Annotated in this window: 17 protein-coding genes; 11 read left to right on the top strand and 6 right to left on the bottom strand. The window is 72.0% G+C overall.

The annotated features are described in order from the left end of the window. Positions 1 to 13: 13 nt before the first annotated feature. The 5 genes from glgC to IE212_RS04705 all read left to right on the top strand — a co-directional run bounded on the left by glgC (position 14) and on the right by IE212_RS04705 (position 5,552). Entirely contained in the window at positions 14 to 1,231 is a 1,218-nt protein-coding gene (gene glgC / locus IE212_RS04725) for a glucose-1-phosphate adenylyltransferase (RefSeq protein WP_190196403.1), read from the top strand. Between the two features lie 228 nt (positions 1,232 to 1,459). After that, positions 1,460 to 2,803, top strand: a complete 1,344-nt coding sequence (locus tag IE212_RS04720) for a wax ester/triacylglycerol synthase family O-acyltransferase (RefSeq protein WP_190196402.1) — start codon at positions 1,460 to 1,462, stop codon at positions 2,801 to 2,803. 106 nt (positions 2,804 to 2,909) lie between these two features. Continuing rightward, on the top strand, positions 2,910 to 4,412 hold the full coding sequence (locus tag IE212_RS04715; protein ID WP_190196401.1) for an SDR family NAD(P)-dependent oxidoreductase: 1,503 nt from the start codon (positions 2,910 to 2,912) through the stop codon (positions 4,410 to 4,412). 431 nt (positions 4,413 to 4,843) lie between these two features. Next, positions 4,844 to 5,017: a hypothetical protein gene (locus IE212_RS04710; RefSeq protein ID WP_190196400.1), complete on the top strand. Its 174-nt coding sequence runs from the start codon at positions 4,844 to 4,846 to the stop codon at positions 5,015 to 5,017. 52 nt (positions 5,018 to 5,069) lie between these two features. After that, the gene (locus tag IE212_RS04705) at positions 5,070 to 5,552 is read left to right on the top strand and encodes a GNAT family N-acetyltransferase (protein ID WP_190196399.1); all 483 of its coding nucleotides are present in this window, start codon (positions 5,070 to 5,072) and stop codon (positions 5,550 to 5,552) included. 10 nt (positions 5,553 to 5,562) lie between these two features. On the opposite strand, the gene IE212_RS04700 is transcribed toward IE212_RS04705, so the two are convergent. The 3 genes from IE212_RS04700 to IE212_RS04690 form a co-directional block, all read right to left on the bottom strand. After that, positions 5,563 to 5,982, bottom strand: a complete 420-nt coding sequence (locus tag IE212_RS04700; RefSeq protein WP_190196398.1) for a VOC family protein — start codon at positions 5,980 to 5,982, stop codon at positions 5,563 to 5,565. A gap of 207 nt (positions 5,983 to 6,189) precedes the next feature. Further along, positions 6,190 to 7,533 carry an amidase gene (locus tag IE212_RS04695; protein ID WP_190196397.1) on the bottom strand — a complete coding sequence of 448 codons (1,344 nt, stop codon included), beginning with the start codon at positions 7,531 to 7,533 and terminating at the stop codon, positions 6,190 to 6,192. 80 nt (positions 7,534 to 7,613) lie between these two features. Next, positions 7,614 to 8,177 carry a cysteine hydrolase family protein gene (locus tag IE212_RS04690; protein ID WP_190196396.1) on the bottom strand — a complete coding sequence of 188 codons (564 nt, stop codon included), beginning with the start codon at positions 8,175 to 8,177 and terminating at the stop codon, positions 7,614 to 7,616. Between the two features lie 220 nt (positions 8,178 to 8,397). Between IE212_RS04690 and IE212_RS04685 the strand changes: the two genes are divergently transcribed. Next, positions 8,398 to 8,871: a carboxymuconolactone decarboxylase family protein gene (locus tag IE212_RS04685; protein ID WP_190196395.1), complete on the top strand. Its 474-nt coding sequence runs from the start codon at positions 8,398 to 8,400 to the stop codon at positions 8,869 to 8,871. Between the two features lie 6 nt (positions 8,872 to 8,877). On the opposite strand, the gene IE212_RS04680 is transcribed toward IE212_RS04685, so the two are convergent. Both IE212_RS04680 and IE212_RS04675 read right to left on the bottom strand, forming a co-directional pair. Beyond that, positions 8,878 to 10,389: a carboxylesterase/lipase family protein gene (locus IE212_RS04680; RefSeq protein WP_190196394.1), complete on the bottom strand. Its 1,512-nt coding sequence runs from the start codon at positions 10,387 to 10,389 to the stop codon at positions 8,878 to 8,880. Positions 10,390 to 10,451: 62 nt separating this feature from the next. After that, a complete protein-coding gene (locus tag IE212_RS04675) occupies positions 10,452 to 11,156 on the bottom strand; it encodes a FadR/GntR family transcriptional regulator (protein WP_190196393.1) in 705 nt (234 codons plus the stop codon). 217 nt (positions 11,157 to 11,373) lie between these two features. Here IE212_RS04675 and IE212_RS04670 point away from each other — a divergent pair, with 217 nt between their 5' ends. Genes IE212_RS04670 through IE212_RS04650 form a run of 5 tightly spaced genes read left to right on the top strand, consistent with a single transcriptional unit; the run spans position 11,374 to position 15,608 of the window. Next, positions 11,374 to 12,717 carry an L-fuconate dehydratase gene (locus IE212_RS04670; protein ID WP_190196392.1) on the top strand — a complete coding sequence of 448 codons (1,344 nt, stop codon included), beginning with the start codon at positions 11,374 to 11,376 and terminating at the stop codon, positions 12,715 to 12,717. After that, complete coding sequence (locus IE212_RS04665) at positions 12,714 to 13,469, top strand: SDR family NAD(P)-dependent oxidoreductase (RefSeq protein WP_190196391.1); 756 nt, start codon at positions 12,714 to 12,716, stop codon at positions 13,467 to 13,469. The genes IE212_RS04670 and IE212_RS04665 overlap by 4 nt, the downstream gene beginning before the upstream one ends. Further along, positions 13,466 to 14,464 (top strand): aldo/keto reductase, encoded by a 999-nt coding sequence (locus IE212_RS04660; RefSeq protein WP_190196390.1) that lies wholly within the window; start codon positions 13,466 to 13,468, stop codon positions 14,462 to 14,464. Before IE212_RS04665 ends, IE212_RS04660 begins: the two co-directional genes overlap by 4 nt. Beyond that, positions 14,461 to 14,778, top strand: a complete 318-nt coding sequence (locus tag IE212_RS04655; protein ID WP_190196389.1) for an L-rhamnose mutarotase — start codon at positions 14,461 to 14,463, stop codon at positions 14,776 to 14,778. The genes IE212_RS04660 and IE212_RS04655 overlap by 4 nt, the downstream gene beginning before the upstream one ends. Then, a complete protein-coding gene (locus IE212_RS04650) occupies positions 14,775 to 15,608 on the top strand; it encodes an amidohydrolase family protein (RefSeq protein ID WP_190196388.1) in 834 nt (277 codons plus the stop codon). The genes IE212_RS04655 and IE212_RS04650 overlap by 4 nt, the downstream gene beginning before the upstream one ends. On the opposite strand, the gene IE212_RS04645 is transcribed toward IE212_RS04650, so the two are convergent. After that, a complete protein-coding gene (locus IE212_RS04645) occupies positions 15,596 to 17,017 on the bottom strand; it encodes a lipase maturation factor family protein (RefSeq protein ID WP_190196387.1) in 1,422 nt (473 codons plus the stop codon). The genes IE212_RS04650 and IE212_RS04645 overlap by 13 nt on opposite strands. Positions 17,018 to 17,164 lie beyond the last annotated feature (147 nt).

The following is a 17,164-nucleotide window of genomic DNA, read 5'->3' as shown; positions in this document are numbered from 1 at the left end:
GAGGGGAGCGGCCATGCGTGGTGGTCCTTCGATCCTGGGGATCGTACTGGCGGGCGGCGAGGGCAAGCGGCTGATGCCCCTGACCGCGGACCGCGCGAAACCAGCCGTCACCTTCGGCGGTACGTACCGCCTGGTCGACTTCGTCCTGTCCAACCTCGTCAACGGGGACATCCTGCGCATCTGCGTCCTGACGCAGTACAAGTCGCACTCGCTGGACCGGCACATCACCACGACCTGGCGGATGTCCAACCTGCTGGGCAACTACGTCACGCCCGTCCCGGCCCAGCAGCGCCTCGGCCCCCGCTGGTACCTGGGCAGCGCCGACGCGATCCTGCAGTCCCTGAACCTGATCTACGACGAGCGCCCCGAGTACGTCGCCGTGTTCGGCGCCGACCACGTCTACCGCATGGACCCCCGCCAGATGCTCGCCCAGCACATCGAGAGCGGCGCGGGCGTGACGGTGGCCGGCATCCGGGTGCCGCGCACCGAGTCCTCGTCCTTCGGGGTGATCACGCCGGGCTCGGACGGCCAGACCGTGGAGCGCTTCCTGGAGAAGCCGGCCGACCCGCCGGGTCTCGCGGACGACCCGAGCTGCGTCTTCGCCTCGATGGGCAACTACATCTTCACCACCAAGGCCCTCATCGAGGCGCTCAAGCGGGACGCCGAGGACGAGTCGTCCGTGCACGACATGGGCGGCTCGATCCTGCCCCAGCTCACCGAGCGGGGCGAGGCCGCGCTGTACGACTTCAGCGCCAACCACGTGCCCGGCGAGACCACCCGCGACCAGGGCTACTGGCGCGACGTCGGCACGCTGGACGCGTACTACGAGGCGCACATGGACCTGATCGCCGAGCGCCCCGCCTTCAACCTGTACAACCGCAGCTGGCCCGTCTACACGCACTCGTACCAGCTCTCGCCGGCCCGCTTCAACGCCGGCGGCATCGCCAGCGAGTCCATCATCAGCGCGGGCTGCCTGGTCCGCGGGCAGGTCACACGTTCGGTGCTGTCGCCCGGTGTCGTGGTGGACCCGGGGGCCGTGGTGCAGGGCTCGGTGCTGCACGACAACGTGCACATCGGCCGGGGTGCGGTGGTGCGCGGCGCGGTCCTCGACAAGAACGTCGAGGTGCCGCCTGGTGCGACGATCGGCGTCAACCCGGAGCGGGACGCCGAGCTGTACACCGTCTCCAAGGGCGGGGTCATCGCCCTGGGAAAGGGCCAGCTGGTCAGCTGAAACCGGCGGGCCGGGCACCGGTCCGTGACGCCTCCCGGGTGACTCCCACGGAGATGCCCGGCGCCGCAACCTGTGTTGGACTGACCGCGGATGCACCATAAGTCCCACCCCTGTCTCCGGGGCGGGACTTAATCTGTTGTTAACTGTATGTAGCGTGATCGTACTTGACCGTAATCGGCTGGGGGCGCTTGACTGCTGGCCCACCCGTCGTCGACGCGAGGCAAGCCCTTGACTGCTGACCTGCTCGCTCCACTCGACCTGGCGTTCTGGAACATCGAGTCCGCGGAACACCCGATGCACCTCGGCGCGCTCGGGCTCTTCACCGCCGGCTCGCCCGCCGCGGGTGCCCACGCGGCGGACCTGCTGGCGGCCCGCGCCGCGGGCGTGCCCGGACTGCGCATGCGGATCCGCGACGTGTGGCAGCCCCTGCCCTCCGCACTGCGGCGGCCGCTGGCCTTCGGTGGCGCGGCCCGCGAACCCGACCCGCACTTCGACCCGCTGGACCACGTGCGGCTGCACGCCCCGGCCGCCGACTTCCACGCGGTGGCGGGCCGGCTCATGGGGCGTCCGCTGGAGCGCGGACGGCCACCGTGGGAGGCCCATGTCCTGCCGGGTGAGGACGGCACCTCCTACGCGGTGCTGTTCAAGTTCCACCACGCCCTGGCCGACGGGCTGCGGGCGCTGACCCTCGCCGCGGGGATCATGGACCCCATGGACATGCCGGCGCCCCGGCCACGCCCCGCTGAGACCCCGCGCCCCCTGCTGCCGGACGTGCGCGACCTCCCCGGTCTGCTGCGCGGCGCCCTGTCCGACGTGAGCCGGGCCCTGGACATCGGCGCCTCCGTGGCCCGCTCCTCCCTCGACGTCCGCTCCACCCCCGCGCTCACCTGCGAGCCGAGCGGCACCCGCCGCACCGCCGGAGTGCTCCTCGACCTCGACGACGTGCACCATGTCCGCAAGGCCGTCGGCGGAACCGTCAACGATGTCCTGATCGCCATCGTCGCGGGCGCCCTGCGCCGTTGGCTCGACGAGCGCGGCGACGCCGTCGAGAGCGTCGCGCCCCGCGCCCTCATCCCGGTCTCCAAGCGCCGCCCGCGCACCGCCTACCCGCAGGGCAACCGGCTCTCCGGCTACCTGATACGGCTTCCGGTGGACGATGCGGATCCGCTGGCCCGCCTCGCCGCGGTCCGCACCGCCATGGACCGCAACAAGGACGCCGGCCCCAACCGGGGCGCGGGCGCCGTCGCGCTGCTCGCCGACCACGTCCCGGCGCTCGGCCACCGGTTCGGCGGGCCCCTGGTCGGCCAGGCGGCCCGGCTCTGGTTCGACATCCTGGTCACCAGCGTGCCCCTGCCCAGTCTCGGCCTGAAGCTCGGCGGCGACCCGCTCACCGCCGTCTTCCCGTTCGCCCCGCTGGCCCCCGGCCACTCGCTGGCCGTGGCGGTCTCGACGTACCGCGGAAGCGTCCACTACGGCCTGGTGGCCGACGGCAGGGCCGTGCCGGACCTCGACCGGCTCGCCGCGGCCTTCTCGGAGGAGGTGCGGACGCTCAGCACGGCCTGCCGGTCCTGAACAGAGCGGGTTTGGCGGTGCGGCCCGGCGCTGAAGTAAAATCCGCCGTTCGAAAGGCGGGCGCGACGGGCGCCCCGCGACGGCAGAGCAGGGAACGACAGCGGCGATGACGGTGACAGAGGACGGCCCGCAGGCCATGGACGAGGCGAGCGGGCTCTCGTACGGACCCGGCATCGACCCGGAGCGCCTGGCGGTCTGCCTCAGCGTGCTCGAGGAACTCGACAAGCTGGAGATCGACCACCCGGACGCCATCGCGGTGCGCCGGGCCACCGCGGGCGTCTACCGCACGGTCAAGCAGCGCCGCCGCCAGGAGCGCCGGGCCGCCAAGACCGCCCACGACAAGGCGGTCACGGAAGCCACCGCGACCGGCTCGGCCCAGCGCATCGACGACGAGACCGAGGGCCTGCTGCCGTCGTCGAACACGCAGGAGGGCAGGATCGCGGGGATACTCCAGCGTCCGCGCTCCTGCTACACCTGCAAGACCCGGTACGTGGAAGTCGACTACTTCTACCACCAGCTCTGTCCGGACTGCGCACAGGTGAACCGCTCCAAGCGCGACGCCCGCGCGGACCTCGCCGGCAAGCGGGCCCTGCTCACCGGCGGCCGGGCCAAGATCGGCATGTACATCGCGCTGCGGCTGCTGCGGGACGGCGCGCACACCACGATCACCACGCGCTTCCCCAAGGACGCCATCCGCCGCTTCAAGGCGATGGACGACTCGGCGGACTGGATCCACCGCCTGGAGGTCGTCGGCATCGACCTGCGCGACCCGGCGCAGGCCGTGGCCCTCGCGGAGCGGGTCGCCGAGGCGGGCCCGCTCGACATCCTCGTCAACAACGCGACCCAGACCGTGCGCCGGCTGCCGTCCGCCTACGCGGCCCTGGTCGAGGGCGAGAGCGCCCCGCTGCCCGCGGGTGAGCTGCCCGCCCACCACGTCATCGGCGCGTTCAACTCCGGCGCGGTCGACGGGCTGGCCGCGCTGCCCCTCGGTACCAGCGGACTCGACGCCCAGAAGGTCGCGGACCTCGCGCTGGTCGCGGGCAACGCCAGCGTGGCCCGGCATCTGGACGGTACGGCGATCGACGCGGGCGGCCTGGTTCCCGACGTCGTCGAGTCCAACACCTGGGTGCAGACGATCGACCAGATCTCCCCGGTGGAACTGCTGGAGACGCAGCTCTGCAACTACACGTCACCGTTCATCCTGATCAGCGCGTTGCGCCCGGCGATGGCGGCGGCCGCGAAGAAGGCGGAGAGCGGGCGCGCGTACGTCGTGAACGTCTCGGCGATGGAGGGCGTCTTCGGGCGCGGCTACAAGGGAGCGGGGCACCCCAACACGAACGCCGCGAAGGCCGCGATGAACATGGTGACGCGGACCAGCGCGCAGGAAATGTTCCAGACCGACGGAATCCTGATGACCTCGGTCGACACGGGGTGGATCACGGACGAGCGGCCGCACTACGACAAGCTGCGGCTCGCCGAGGCCGGGTTCCACGCGCCGCTCGACCTGGTCGACGGGGCGGCCCGGGTCTACGACCCGATCGTGCGCGGAGAAGCGGGCGAGGATGTGTACGGGGTATTCCTGAAGGACTACGCGCCGGGGAAGTGGTAGGGGCCGCGAGCCGGCGTCGTGCGGCCGGGTGTGGCCGACCGCTTCGGGATCTTCGACTGACGGCATGTCATGACGCGAAAGCGCTGGTACGGGCATACGCCGATCGGGTGATCCACAAAGCGGGGCCTTATCTGACAAAGGGGCGTGGAAACCCCAGTTGAACACCAGATGTCGCGCGATTGTTACCGCTCGTTTTCAGCCCCATCGAGCGGGTGCCCGCTCATTTGGTTAGTCTGGGGCGGACGGACAGCAGAACGGGACCCACACCCACGTTCCGTCATGGGACGAGCCGGTTCACCACTGCCCGCGCTCCCGCGAGTTACCGGCGCCACCGCGTCCGAACTGCATGAGGTACCAGACCCCGAGCGGGCGTCAGGCGCAGCAGGCCGGCGCACACGTCCCGAGGGTGACCGACACATAAGGAGTGCGCGGTGACACCGGAGAAGACCAAGAGCGAGCAACGCCCCAAGGAACGCATCGAGCGCAAGGGCCGGCGGTCCGACGAGCTCGGCAGCCTCGACGTGTGGGCCCGGTCGGCCCCGATCCGCCTCGCGGGCTACGAGGAGGACCTCGTCGAGCCGCACATCCTGCCCAGCGTGGACTGACCGGACGCCCCCTGCGCGAGGGCCGAGCGCAGGGCGTGCCAGACTCGCGTCCATGCTGATCAGGGAAGCGACGGGGGACGACTGGCCGCGCATCTGGCCGTTCTGGCGCCGCATCGTCGCCGCGGGCGAGACGTACGCATGGGACCCGGGCACCTCCGAGGAGGAGGCCCGGGTCCTCTGGATGAATCCGGCGAAGCGCGTCTATGTCGTCGAGGACGACGGCGGCACGGTCGTCGCCTCCGCCTATCTCACTCCCAACTACGGCGGGCCCGCCGCCCGTATCGCCAACGCCGGCTTCATGGTCGACCCCGACCAGGGCGGCCGCGGCTACGGCCGTGCCCTCGCCGGACACCTCCTGACCGAGGCCAGGGCCGCCGGCTATCGGGGCATGGTGTTCAACGCCGTCGTCGAGACCAACCCGGCCGTGAAACTGTGGACGTCCCTGGGCTTCGCGATCCTCGGCACCGTTCCCGACGCGTTCGAGCATCCCCGGCGCGGACTCGTGGGACTGCACATCATGTACCGGGCGCTGTAGAGCAGGCCCGTCAGGGGCGGACGTACGGCCGCGTCATGATCTCCATGTTGTGCCCGTCCGGGTCGTCGAAGTAGGCGCCGCGTCCGCCGAAGAGGTCGTTGACCCGGCCGGGCTCGGTGTGGTGCGGGTCGGCGTAGTAGGTGACGCCCAGCGCCTCCAGGCGGGCGATCATGGTGTCGAACTGCTCCTCGGGCACGAGGAACGCGTAGTGCTGCGGCTGGACCGGCTCGTCGGTCTTCTCGTAGTAGTCGAGGGTCACGCCGTTGCCGAGGTCGACGGGCAGGAAGGGCCCGAAGGGGGCGCCGACCTCCAGCCCGAGGACGGCCGCCAGGAAGTCCGCCGACAACCGGCGACGGGAGGCGTGGACGACGGTGTGGTTGAGGTGGGCGACGGTGGTGGGCAGTTCGGGCACGGGCTGTGCGTAGGACATGAGTGTGAATCGTCTCCGGGTCTCGGGTCCGTGGTGAAGCGCCGTCGTGGCGCACGGGGATGAGGACACGGAGACGGGAGGCGGGGCTCGCGCCCTCTCCGGCTCCCGGCGGGCCCCGGGCGGGGTCACCCCCGCCGCGCTCACGCCGAGGCCGGGCGCCTCACTCGTGCATGGCCCACGGCCGACCCGGCAGTCACCCGCCCGACTCTAGTTCATCGGCGCCGTACGCGGCCACGGATTTCCTTGCTCCAACTGCTCGGCCAGCGCCAGGAGTTGTGACTCCGAGCCGGGGCGCCCCACCAGTTGCACGGCACAGGGCGCGCCCGACGGGAGAGTTCCGCAGGGGACCGACATGGCGGGCCAGCCGGTGAGGTTCCACGGTGGTGTCATGGGTGAGTGGTTCGTGTTCGCCAGCAGATTGCTCAGCCAGCCCCGCTCGTGCCAAGGTCCCGCCTTCGGGGACCGCCGGGCCAGCGCGGGCGTGAGCAGTACGTCGTACTCGGCGAAGAACGGGGCCAGCCGTCCGCGCAGTCGCTCCCGGCCGGCCGCGGAACGCACGGCGGTGATGAAGGGCCGGCCGAGCCTCGCGTGGACCCGGGTACGCCGGGTCAGCAGACGGGGGTCGAGGTGCTGGGCGTCCGCGGCGGTGCCCGCCGTCCAGTGGACCAGTGAGGTCAGTGCGAGGGACATCGGGTAGGGAGGGTCGGCGCGCCTGACCTGATGGCCCGCCTTCATCAGTACTCCGGCCGCCTCCCGGGCGGCCGCCGCGTAAGGCCGGCTGATGGTGACCCCCGCCAGTGGGCTGCGCAGTGACACGGCCACTCTGAGGGAGCCGGGCCGGACGGGCGGGGCGGGCTCGTCACCGGCGAGGACGGAGAGCATCAGCCGGGCGTCCTCGACGGTGGTGGCGAGCGGCCCGTTCTCCGACATGCCGAACCAGTTGCTGTCACCGGCACCCGTGGGGACGGCCCCCTGCCCCGGTTTGATGGTGACCAGGCCGCAGTTGGCGGCCGGTATGCGCAAAGAGCCCATGCCGTCGTTGCCGAGGGCGACCGGCACCATCGCCGCGGCCACGGCGGCGGCGCTGCCGCCCGAGGAACCGCCCGCCGTACGGATCGGGTCCCAGGGATTGCGGGTGGTGCCGAACACTCCGTCCGTGGTGGCGAAGATGCACAGTTCCGGCACGTTCGTCAGCCCCACGACCACCGCGCCCGCCGCCCGGAGCCGGGCCACCGTCACATGGTCGGTCTCGGCCGGTGTGTCCGGGGTGGCGGCCGAACCGGCACGGGTGGATTCGCCGCGCACCGCGAGGTTGTCCTTGACGGCCACGGGCACCCCGGCCAGGGGCAGTTCGGCGAAGTCGCCGCGGGCGGCCACCTCGTCGGCCTCGGCGAGGGCCGCCTCGGCACGCACGGTGCGAAAGGCCCCGATCCGGCCGTCGAGCCGTTCGATCCTCGCGAGGTGCTCGGCCACCACCTCGCGGGGAGTGACCCGCTTCTCGCGGACTGCGGCCGATATCTCGGTGGCGGTGCGGCCGGTCCAGGTCATCACGGGGACTCCTCGGAATCGCGGAGAGGGACGGGCTTACTGGCGGGTACGCGGGGAGGACTGTGCACGGCCCTGCCGCGGCACTAGTGCGGTGCGATGGCTTCGAGCCAGTCCCCGACCGTGACGACATCCGCCCACTGCGGGAACAGCTTCTCGACGAGCATCCGGTGCACCTCGGGGTCGGTGTCGAGGCAGGCGTCCGCCAGGACGGTGAGGCCGAAGTCCAGGTCGACGGCGTGCCACAGGGTGGACAGCACCACAGCGCTGGTGGCGATGCCGGTGAGGACGAGGCTGTCGATGTCCCGGGCCCTGAGTACCAGGTCGAGGTCGCTGCCCGAGAAGGCGCTCCCCCGTCTCTTGGTGACCACGACGTCGCCCTGCTGGGGCGCGACGTCGTCATGGATCTCGGTGCCGGGCCGGCCCTCGGTGAACAGACCGGCCCGCACGACGCCGGCCATCACCTTGTTGCGGGGACTGACCTCCGGATCACCCGGCCGTAACCCCATCATCACGTAGATCACGGGGATGCCGGCCGCCCGGGCTCCGTCGATCGCCCCGCGCAGGCGCGACAGATATCCGGAATCGGCGCCGGCGATGGCCACGACGTCCCGCTGGACGTCCATCACCAGAAGCGCGCTGTTCGCCATGCTCGGGGGTCCTTCCTTCTTGACGAGACAAGAGCGAGTCTGGTGGATCTGCCGCGCCGTGGCAGGAGCTTCGGGAGATCCAATTGGGCGGCCGGCGCGGACCTCCCGTGACCAGGCCGCGCTGCGGGGGGAGACGCACGTCACATTCTTCGATGTCACATCGGGCACCCGACCCTGACTCATAGGGGCGTAAGCATCGACAACGACGAAGGAGCTCACCATGAGCGCGCGTCTCGACGTCTTCGCCCTCCCGAGTGCGGGCAAGCTCATCAAGCAGTTCACCTCCCTCGGGCGGCTGGTCGTCGACTCGCCGCTGCCGGCCGCCACCCGGGAGCTGGTCTCGCTCCGGGTGAGCCAGATCAACGGGTGCGCCGTCTGCATCGACATGCACACCAAGGATGCCGCCGCCGCGGGCGAGTCCTCCGTACGTCTCCATCTGGTGGCGGGCTGGCGGGAAGCCACCGTGTTCACCGAGGCCGAGCGCGCCGCGCTGGAGCTGGCCGAGCAGGGCACCCGCATCGCGGACGGCGCCGGCGGGGTCCCGGACGACGTGTGGGAGCGGGCCGTCAAGCACTACGACGAGGACCAGCTCGTGGCGCTGGTGACTCTGATCGCCTTCATGAACGCCGCGAACCGGCTGAACGTCATCCTCCAGCAGCCGGCCGGCGACTATCGCCCCGGCCAGTTCGAGTAGCCCGTCTCACCGCCGCAGGAGGTCGAAGGGGACGCCACGCCACAGCGCGCGGACTTCGCAGGTGGCGTCGTCGGCCAGGTGGTCCTCCGGAACGGCCCAGACCCGCACCGGTGCGGCGTCGGCGGTGACCGGGGCCCAGCCCGGGTCACCGCGGGCGGCGAAACCGGTCCAGGCGCCGAGCATGCGCCGGGACAGTGCCCGGTCCTGTTCGTCGGGAACGCCTCCGATGAGGAACGCGGCGCCGTCCGCGTCCAGGTTGCCGAAGGCGAACGGGATGTCGGCGGTGTGCCAGGGCCTGGCCTCGCCGCCCGGAGTGACCCGCCTGCGGGCGAAACGGGAGAGATGGGCCCGGCCGCCGGCTCGCGCGTGCTGTTCCGCGAGCCGGCGGGCGTACTCGCCGTACCGCGCGTCGCCGAAGAGCGCGAGGTAGCGGTCGAGCACCGCGGCGCCGGGCATCAGCTCGCGGTATCCGTCGAGCAGCCGGGCGGGGACCCGGAGGGCCTCGGCGAACTCCGCCAGTTCCCGCTCGGAGGCCACTCCCCGCACGCCTGCGACCTCGTGCAGGAACCAGTACTCCTCCAGGGTGTGGCAGACCAGCAGGTCGACGTCGCGGGAGGTGCCGGCCGCCAGCGCCGAGAGCGGATCCAGGGGCAGCACGTCGCCGTCCACGACGGGCTGGAACACCACCGGGTCGTACGCCTGGAGCGCCGTCACGGGGTGGTCGGCGCACTGCCCGGCGACCCTGCCGGCAGCGGCCACCAGGTCCTGCGGCGCGGCCGACAGCAGGCCCTCTCCGGTCGGATCGACCCCCGCCTCGGCCGCGATCCTGGCTGTGACCGCCGCGGCGACCTCGACGCTGAAGAAGGCGTGCGGAACGCTGTGGGCGATGGCCCTGCGGAACAGCCCTCGCGCCCGCTCCATGGCCATCAGGCAGACCACCGATCCCGCTCCGGCGGAATGTCCGGCGACCGTGACGTTCCCGGGATCGCCGCCGAACGCGGCGATGTTCTCCCGGACCCAGCGCAGCGCGGCCGTCTGGTCGAGCAGTCCCCGGTTGCCGGGGAACCCCGGCACATGGCCGAAGCCCTCGAAACCGACCCGGTAGTTGCAGCTGACCACGACCGTCCCGGCGCGAGCGAGCGCCCCGCCGTCGAAGTCGGGCTGGGCGGAGGATCCGAAGGTGTACGCGCCGCCGTGGATCCAGAACAGCACGGGCAGCGGCCCGCCGGCCCGCCGCGGTACCCACACGTTCAGGGTGAGCACGTCCTCGTCCCCGGGGCGCCACACCGGTGCGCCGGGAAGTTCCGCCGACTGCGGCGCGATGGGCCCGAAGCTCGTGCAGTCGCGTGGCGCGGTCCAGCCGTCGACGGGCCGCGGCTCGCGGAAACGGCCGGGACCGAAGGGCGCGGCGGCGTACGGGACACCGAGAACGGCCACGACACCGTGGGCCTGCCGCCGGCCGCGCACCGGGCCGCTCGTCGTCCGGAACCCCACGTCCGCCCACGACTTGTCCCCCATGCGCCGGAAGCCTTCCACAGTCTCCCGCGGCTTCGCCGACGACTGCTCGGGCTGCGCGGGCCTCAGGGCCCGAGCCGGGCGCGCAGCCACTCCTCCACCTCGCCCACGTGCGCGGCCGCCGCCGCGCGGGCCGCCTCGGGGTCGTGGGCGGCCAGGGCGCGGTGGATGGCAGCGTGTTCGCGGCGGGTGCGGGCGAAGGCGCCCTCCTCCTGGAAACCGCGCCAGACGCGGGCCCGGAACGTCCGCGACGACAGGCCCTCCAGGATCGCGGCCATCGTCTCGTTTCCCGCCGCCGCCGCGATCTCGCGGTGGAAGGCCAGGTCGTGGGCGAGGATCTCCTCCGGATCGTCCGTGGCGTTCATCGCCGCCAGGTGCCTCTCGACCTCGGCCAGCTGGTCCACCGTGATCCGGGCGGCGGCCAGCGCCGTCGCCGTCGACTCCAGGATCCGCCGTACCTCCAGCAGCTCCACCAGGCGCGGACCGCGCGACAGATCCGCCACGACGCCGAACGTCTCCAGCAGGTCGCCGGCCTCCAGCCGTGACACGTAGATGCCCGACCCGTGCCGGGCCTCCAGCACGCCCATCACCGTGAGCGCGCGGATCCCCTCCCGCATCGAACTGCGGGAGATGCCGAGCTGAGCGGCCAGGTCCCGTTCGGTCGGCAGCCGCTGGCCCGGCTCCAGGCCGCCCTCGGCGATCATCGCCTTGATCCGCTCGATGGCGCGCTGCGTCACGGTGCCCTTCTGCGGGGCTGTCTCGTCGTCCACGCCATTCCTCCGATCAGGCGTTCCGGCGCAGTCTAACCAGCACAGTGGTCGGACCACCCCGGAGCAAAAAAGCGGAAATGTGAGGCAGCAGGGTGTTCGGTGGCGCCATTGGTCTGATAAGTATGCGGGGATCCGCTGGAAGACCGGTAGCTCGGGCCGCCACCGGCCGCGCACAGGACTGACGCCCCGCCGCCGCAACCGAACCGAAAGGCCTTCCGTGTCCCCGACGCCCGCCCGCATCACCGCGGTCGACACCCACGACATCCGCTTCCCCACCTCGCGCGAGCTCGACGGCTCCGACGCGATGAACCCGGACCCCGACTACTCGGCGGCCTACGTCGTCCTGCGCACCGACGCGGCCGACGGACACGAGGGGCACGGATTCGCCTTCACCATCGGGCGGGGAAACGAGGTGCAGGTCGCCGCGATCGACGCGCTGCGCGGACATCTGCTCGGCCGCTCCGTCGACGACCTGTGCGCCGACCCCTCCACCCTGAACCGTGACCTGATCGGCGACAGCCAACTGCGCTGGCTCGGGCCCGAGAAGGGCGTGATGCACATGGCCATCGGCGCCGTCGTCAACGCCGCCTGGGACCTGGCCGCCAAACGCGCCGGACTGCCGCTGTGGCGACTGCTCGCCGAGGCCGACCCCGAGTGGCTGGTGCGCCAGATCGACTTCCGCTACCTCACCGACGCCCTCACCCCCGAGGAGGCCCTGACCCTCCTGCGCCGCGGCAGACAGGGCTCCGGGGAACGCACGGCCCGGCTCCTGGAGCGCGGATACCCCGCCTACACCACCTCGCCCGGCTGGCTCGGCTACGGCGACGACAAGCTCACCCGGCTCGCGGCCGAGGCGGTCGCCGACGGCTTCCGGCAGATCAAGCTCAAGGTCGGCGCCGACCTCGACGACGACATCCGCCGCTGCCGCGTGGCCCGTTCGGTCATCGGCCCGGACATCCGCATGGCCATCGACGCCAACCAGCGCTGGGACGTCGGTGAGGCGATCCGCTGGACCAAGGCCCTCGCCGAGTTCGACCCGTACTGGATCGAGGAACCGACCAGCCCCGACGACATCCTCGGGCACGCGGCGATCCGCCGGGCCGTCGCCCCCGTCAAGGTCGCCACCGGCGAACACGTGCACAACCGGATCGTGTTCAAACAGCTCCTCCAGGCCGGTGCGCTCGACGTCGTCCAGATCGACGCGGCCCGCGTCGGCGGCGTCCCCGAGAACCTGGCCGTCCTGCTGCTCGCGGCCAAGTCCGGCGTGCCGGTCTGCCCGCACGCGGGCGGCGTCGGTCTGTGCGAACTCGTCCAGCACCTGTCGATGTTCGACTACGTGGCCCTGTCGGGAACCACCGAGGACCGGGTCCTCGAGTACGTCGATCACCTGCACGACCACTTCCTCGACCCGGTGGTCATCCGCGAAGGTCACTACACGGCACCCACCGCGCCGGGCTTCTCGGCCGCCATGCGGCCCGAGTCACTGGCGCGCTACGCCTACCCGGGCGGCCAGTTCTGGGCCGCCGACCTCGACGAGCGGAAGAAGGGACAGGCCGCATGAGTGACTTCGAGGGCATCAGAGCCCTGGTGACGGGCGGCGCCTCCGGCATCGGCCGGGCCACCGCCGCCCTCCTGGCTGAGCGCGGCGCCCAGGTAGCCGTCCTCGACCTCGACCCGTCGCCCGTGGGCGAGCCGCTGCTCGCCTTCCGTGCGGACGTCACCGACGACGGGTCCGTGCGCCGGGCCGTGGCAGCCGCCGTCGCCGGCCTCGGCGGGCTCGACGTCCTGGTCAACAACGCGGGCATCGGCGCCCAGGGCACCGTCGAGGACAACCCCGACGACGACTGGCACCGCGTCTGGGACGTCAACGTCGTCGGCATGGTCCGCACCACCCGCGCCTGCCTGCCCCACCTGCGCGCCTCCGCACGGGCGGCCATCGTCAACACCTGCTCCATCGCCGCCACCGCGGGCCTGCCGCAGCGCGCCCTGTACAGCGCCACCAAGGGCGCCGTGTACTCCCTCACCCTCGCCATGGCGGCCGACCACGTCCGCGAGGGCATCCGCGTCAACTGCGTCAACCCGGGCACGGTCGACACCCCCTGGATCGGCCGCCTTCTCGACGCGGCACCCGACCCGGCCGCCGAACGCGCCGCCCTGGAGGCCCGCCAGCCCACCGGGCGGCTGGTCGGCGCCGCCGAGGTCGCGGGCGCCATCGCCTACCTGGCGAGCCCTCTGTCCGGCGCCACCACGGGCACCTCACTCGCCGTCGACGGCGGTATGCAGGGCCTGCGGCTGCGCCCGGTGGCCCGGTGAACCGCCTCGGCAACAGCGGCGTCCAGGTCAGCGCCCTGTCCTTCGGAGCGGCCGCGATCGGCAACCTGTACACCGAGGTCGGCGAGGCCCAGGCCCACGACGCCGTGGAGGCGGCGTGGCAGCGAGGCGTGCGCTACTTCGACACCGCCCCGCACTATGGCCTCGGACTCTCCGAACGCCGCCTCGGCGCCGCCCTGCGCGAGCACCCCCGCGACCAGTACACCGTCTCCACCAAGGTGGGCCGACGGCTGGAGCCCTCGGACGGCGACGGGGACGACCTCGCAGGCGGCTTCGCCGTGCCCGCCACGAGCCGCCGCGTGTGGGACTTCAGCGCCGACGGCGTACGGCGCACCCTGGAGGCCAGCCTCGAACGGCTCGGCCTCGACCGCGTCGACGTGGTCTACCTCCACGACCCGGACCAACACGCCGAACAGGCCTTCCGCGAGGGCTACCCGGCGCTGGAGAAGCTGCGCTCGGAGGGCGTGGTCGGCGCGATCGGCGCCGGGATGAACCAGGCGGAGATGCTCACCCGCTTCGTCCGCGACACCGACGTCGACGTGGTGCTGTGCGCCGGCCGCTACACCCTCCTCGACCAGAGCGCCCTCACCGCGCTGCTGCCCGCAGCCCACGAGCGCGGCGCGTCCGTCGTCATCGGCGGCGCCTTCAACTCCGGACTGCTGGCCGACCCGAAACCCGGCGCCAGGTACGACTACACCGCCGCGCCCTCCGAGCTGGTCGAGCGGGCCCTGCGCCTGAAGTCCATCGCCCACCGCCACGGCACCACGCTGCGCGCCGCCGCCCTGGCCTTCTGCGCGGCCCACCCCGCCGTCGCGAGCGTCCTGGTCGGCGCCCGCTCGGCCCACGAGGTCCGCGACTGCGCCCACCAGTTCGCCGCCCGGGTGCCCGACGCGTTCTGGCAGGAGCTGCGCGAGAAGAACCTGCTGCCCGCCGACGCCCCCGTCCCCGCCGAAGCGGCGTCCGAGGAGCCGTCATGAGAATCGCCCTGCACACCAAGGTCCGCGCCGACCGCGTCACCGACTACGAGGCCGCCCACCGCGAGGTCCCCGGGGAACTCACCGACGCCATCCGCGCCGCCGGGGCCACCTCATGGACGATCTGGCGCAGCGGCACCGACCTGTTCCACGTCCTGGAGTGCGAGGACTACGCCCGGCTCCTCGCCGAACTGGAGAAGCTGCCGGTCAACGTCGCCTGGCAGGCCCGCATGGCGGAACTGCTGGACGTCGTGCACGACTACTCCGGCCGGGGCGCGGACGCCGGACTGCCCGTCGTCTGGGAGCTGCCGTCATGACCGTGGTAGACGCCCACCACCATGTGTGGGACCTGTCCGTACGGGACCAGGACTGGATCACCGGTCCCGAACTGGAGCCGCTGCGCCGCGACTTCGGCATCGCGGACCTCGAACTTGAGGCGAGAGCCGCCGGAGTCGCCCGCACGGTCGTCGTCCAGACGGTCACCGTCGCCGAGGAGACCCCGGAGTTCCTGGCCCTGGCCGGCACGCACGACCTGGTCGCGGGCGTCGTCGGCTGGACCGACCTCACCCGCCCAGGCGTCGCCGACGAACTGGCCCGGCTGCGGGAACTCCCCGGCGGGCAGTACCTCAAGGGAATCCGCCACCAGGTCCAGGGCGAGCCCGACCCCGAGTGGCTGCTCCGCCCGGACGTGCGCCGTGGACTGACCGCCGTAGCCGACGCCGGGCTGGTCTACGACCTGGTCGTGCGGCCCCAGCAGCTCCCGGCCTGCGTCCGGGCCGCCGCGTCCCTGCCCGGCCTCACCTTCGTCCTCGACCACCTGGGCAAACCGCCCGTCGCCTCCGGGGATCTGGAACCCTGGGCGTCGGACCTGCGCGCCCTCGCCGCCCTGCCCAACACGGTCGGCAAGCTGTCCGGCCTGGTCACCGAGGCCGATCACGCCTCCTGGACCCCGGCGGACCTGCGCCCCTACGCCGAGGTCGCGCTGGAGGCCTTCGGACCCGGACGCCTGATGTACGGCTCCGACTGGCCGGTGTGCACGCTCGCGGCCTCCTACGGAGAGACCCTCGACCTCACCCGCGACCTGACCTCCCCGCACGAGCACGAGCGCATCCTCAGCACCACCGCGACCCGCGTCTACGGCCTCTGAGCGCCCACCGCCAGGCGCGTCGGCGGCAGGTACTCCCGTACGAACGTCCGCTCCCAGCACGCGCCCGTCTCCCGCAGCTCGCGCCAGGTCGTGTAGCGATAGCGGAACAGGCGGGCGCGCACGTACCGCGGGGGCTCGTCCGGCGGGAACGGCGAGCGGCGCAGCAGTTTCAGGGTGTCCCGGTCGTTCTCCAGCAGCCGCTCCACCAGCGTCCCGAACCAGGACCCGGCGTACGCGGGGGAGAGGGCCGCGAACCACATCAGCCAGTCGAGCCGCAGATGGTACGGAGCGAACTGGCGCGGCCAGTGCCGCGGATCCCCCGGCTTGCCCCGGAACTCGTACTCCCGCCAGTCGGACTCCTCGCGCGGCACGTCGTCCGCGGTGCCCTCGACCACCACCTCGTACCGGACCCGGCTCACGCTGCCGAACGCCCCGTAGGTGTTGACCAGATGCAACGGGTCGAAGGAGCGGTTCATCACCTGGCGGCGGGACAGCATGTTGCGCACCGGCTGGTAGCTGAGCCCCAGCAGCAGCGCGGCCACCGCCAGCACCACGACCACGTACCACAGCGGCGCGTGCGGGACCTTTGGCGGATCGGCCGGGAACCGCACCGCCGACAGCGCCAGCACGATCGTGATCCAGTTCAGCCAGGCGAAGTTGCCCGACAGCACCAGCCACAGCTGGGTCACGATCATCAGCGCGGCCGCGGCCGTCGCGACCGGTTGCGGGGTGAACAGCAGGAAAGGCACCACGAGTTGGGTGAAGTGGTTCGCGGCCACCTCGACACGGTGCAGGGGCCTGGGCAGATGGTGGAAGAACCAGCTCAGCGGCCCCGGCATCGGCTGGGTCTCGTGATGATGGTCCAGACACGTCAGCTTCCGCCAGCACTCGTCGCCGCGCATCTTGATCAGTCCCGCGCCGAACTCCACGCGGAACAGGACCCACCGCAGCAGGAACAGCACGACGACCGGCGGCGCCACCTCGTCGTTGCCGAGGAACACGGCGAGGAAGCCGGCCTCCAGCAACAGCGACTCCCAGCCGAACGAGTACCAGGTCTGGCCGACGTTGACGACCGACAGGTACAGCGCCCACGGCACCAGCCACAGCAGCATGCCCGCCCACAGGGGCAGCAGCGAGTCCGCCCCCGCCAGCAGCGCCGCCGACACCGCGCAGCCCGACCAGGCGCAGACCGCGAAGAAGCGGTCCGAGTAGTGCAGCTGGAACAGACTCGGCGCCCGCCTGAACGGCACCCGCTCGGTGAAACGCGGCACCGGAAGCATGCCGCGCCGCCCGATCAGCGCACGGAACTGGAGCGCCGCCGTCAGAAACGCGACCAGGTACACGGCGGCCAGCGCCCGCTGGAAGACCAGCCGGGTCAGCCAGTAGTCGGATACGGTGAACCAGTCCACGGCCGAGCACTCCTCCCGATGCGGCGCCGGAGCCCAGTGTCACGCTCCGTGTACCACCCCACTGGTCGCGTACGCCGAGCGAGTGAAGCGGACACGGGCATCCTCCGCGGCCCTACGGGCGTCTTGCCAACCAGAGGGCGCCGGACC

It is taken from the genome of Streptomyces djakartensis, assembly GCF_014651075.1.
GTDB lineage: Bacteria > Actinomycetota > Actinomycetes > Streptomycetales > Streptomycetaceae > Streptomyces > Streptomyces djakartensis.
This window is presented reverse-complemented; position numbering and strand designations above follow the sequence as displayed.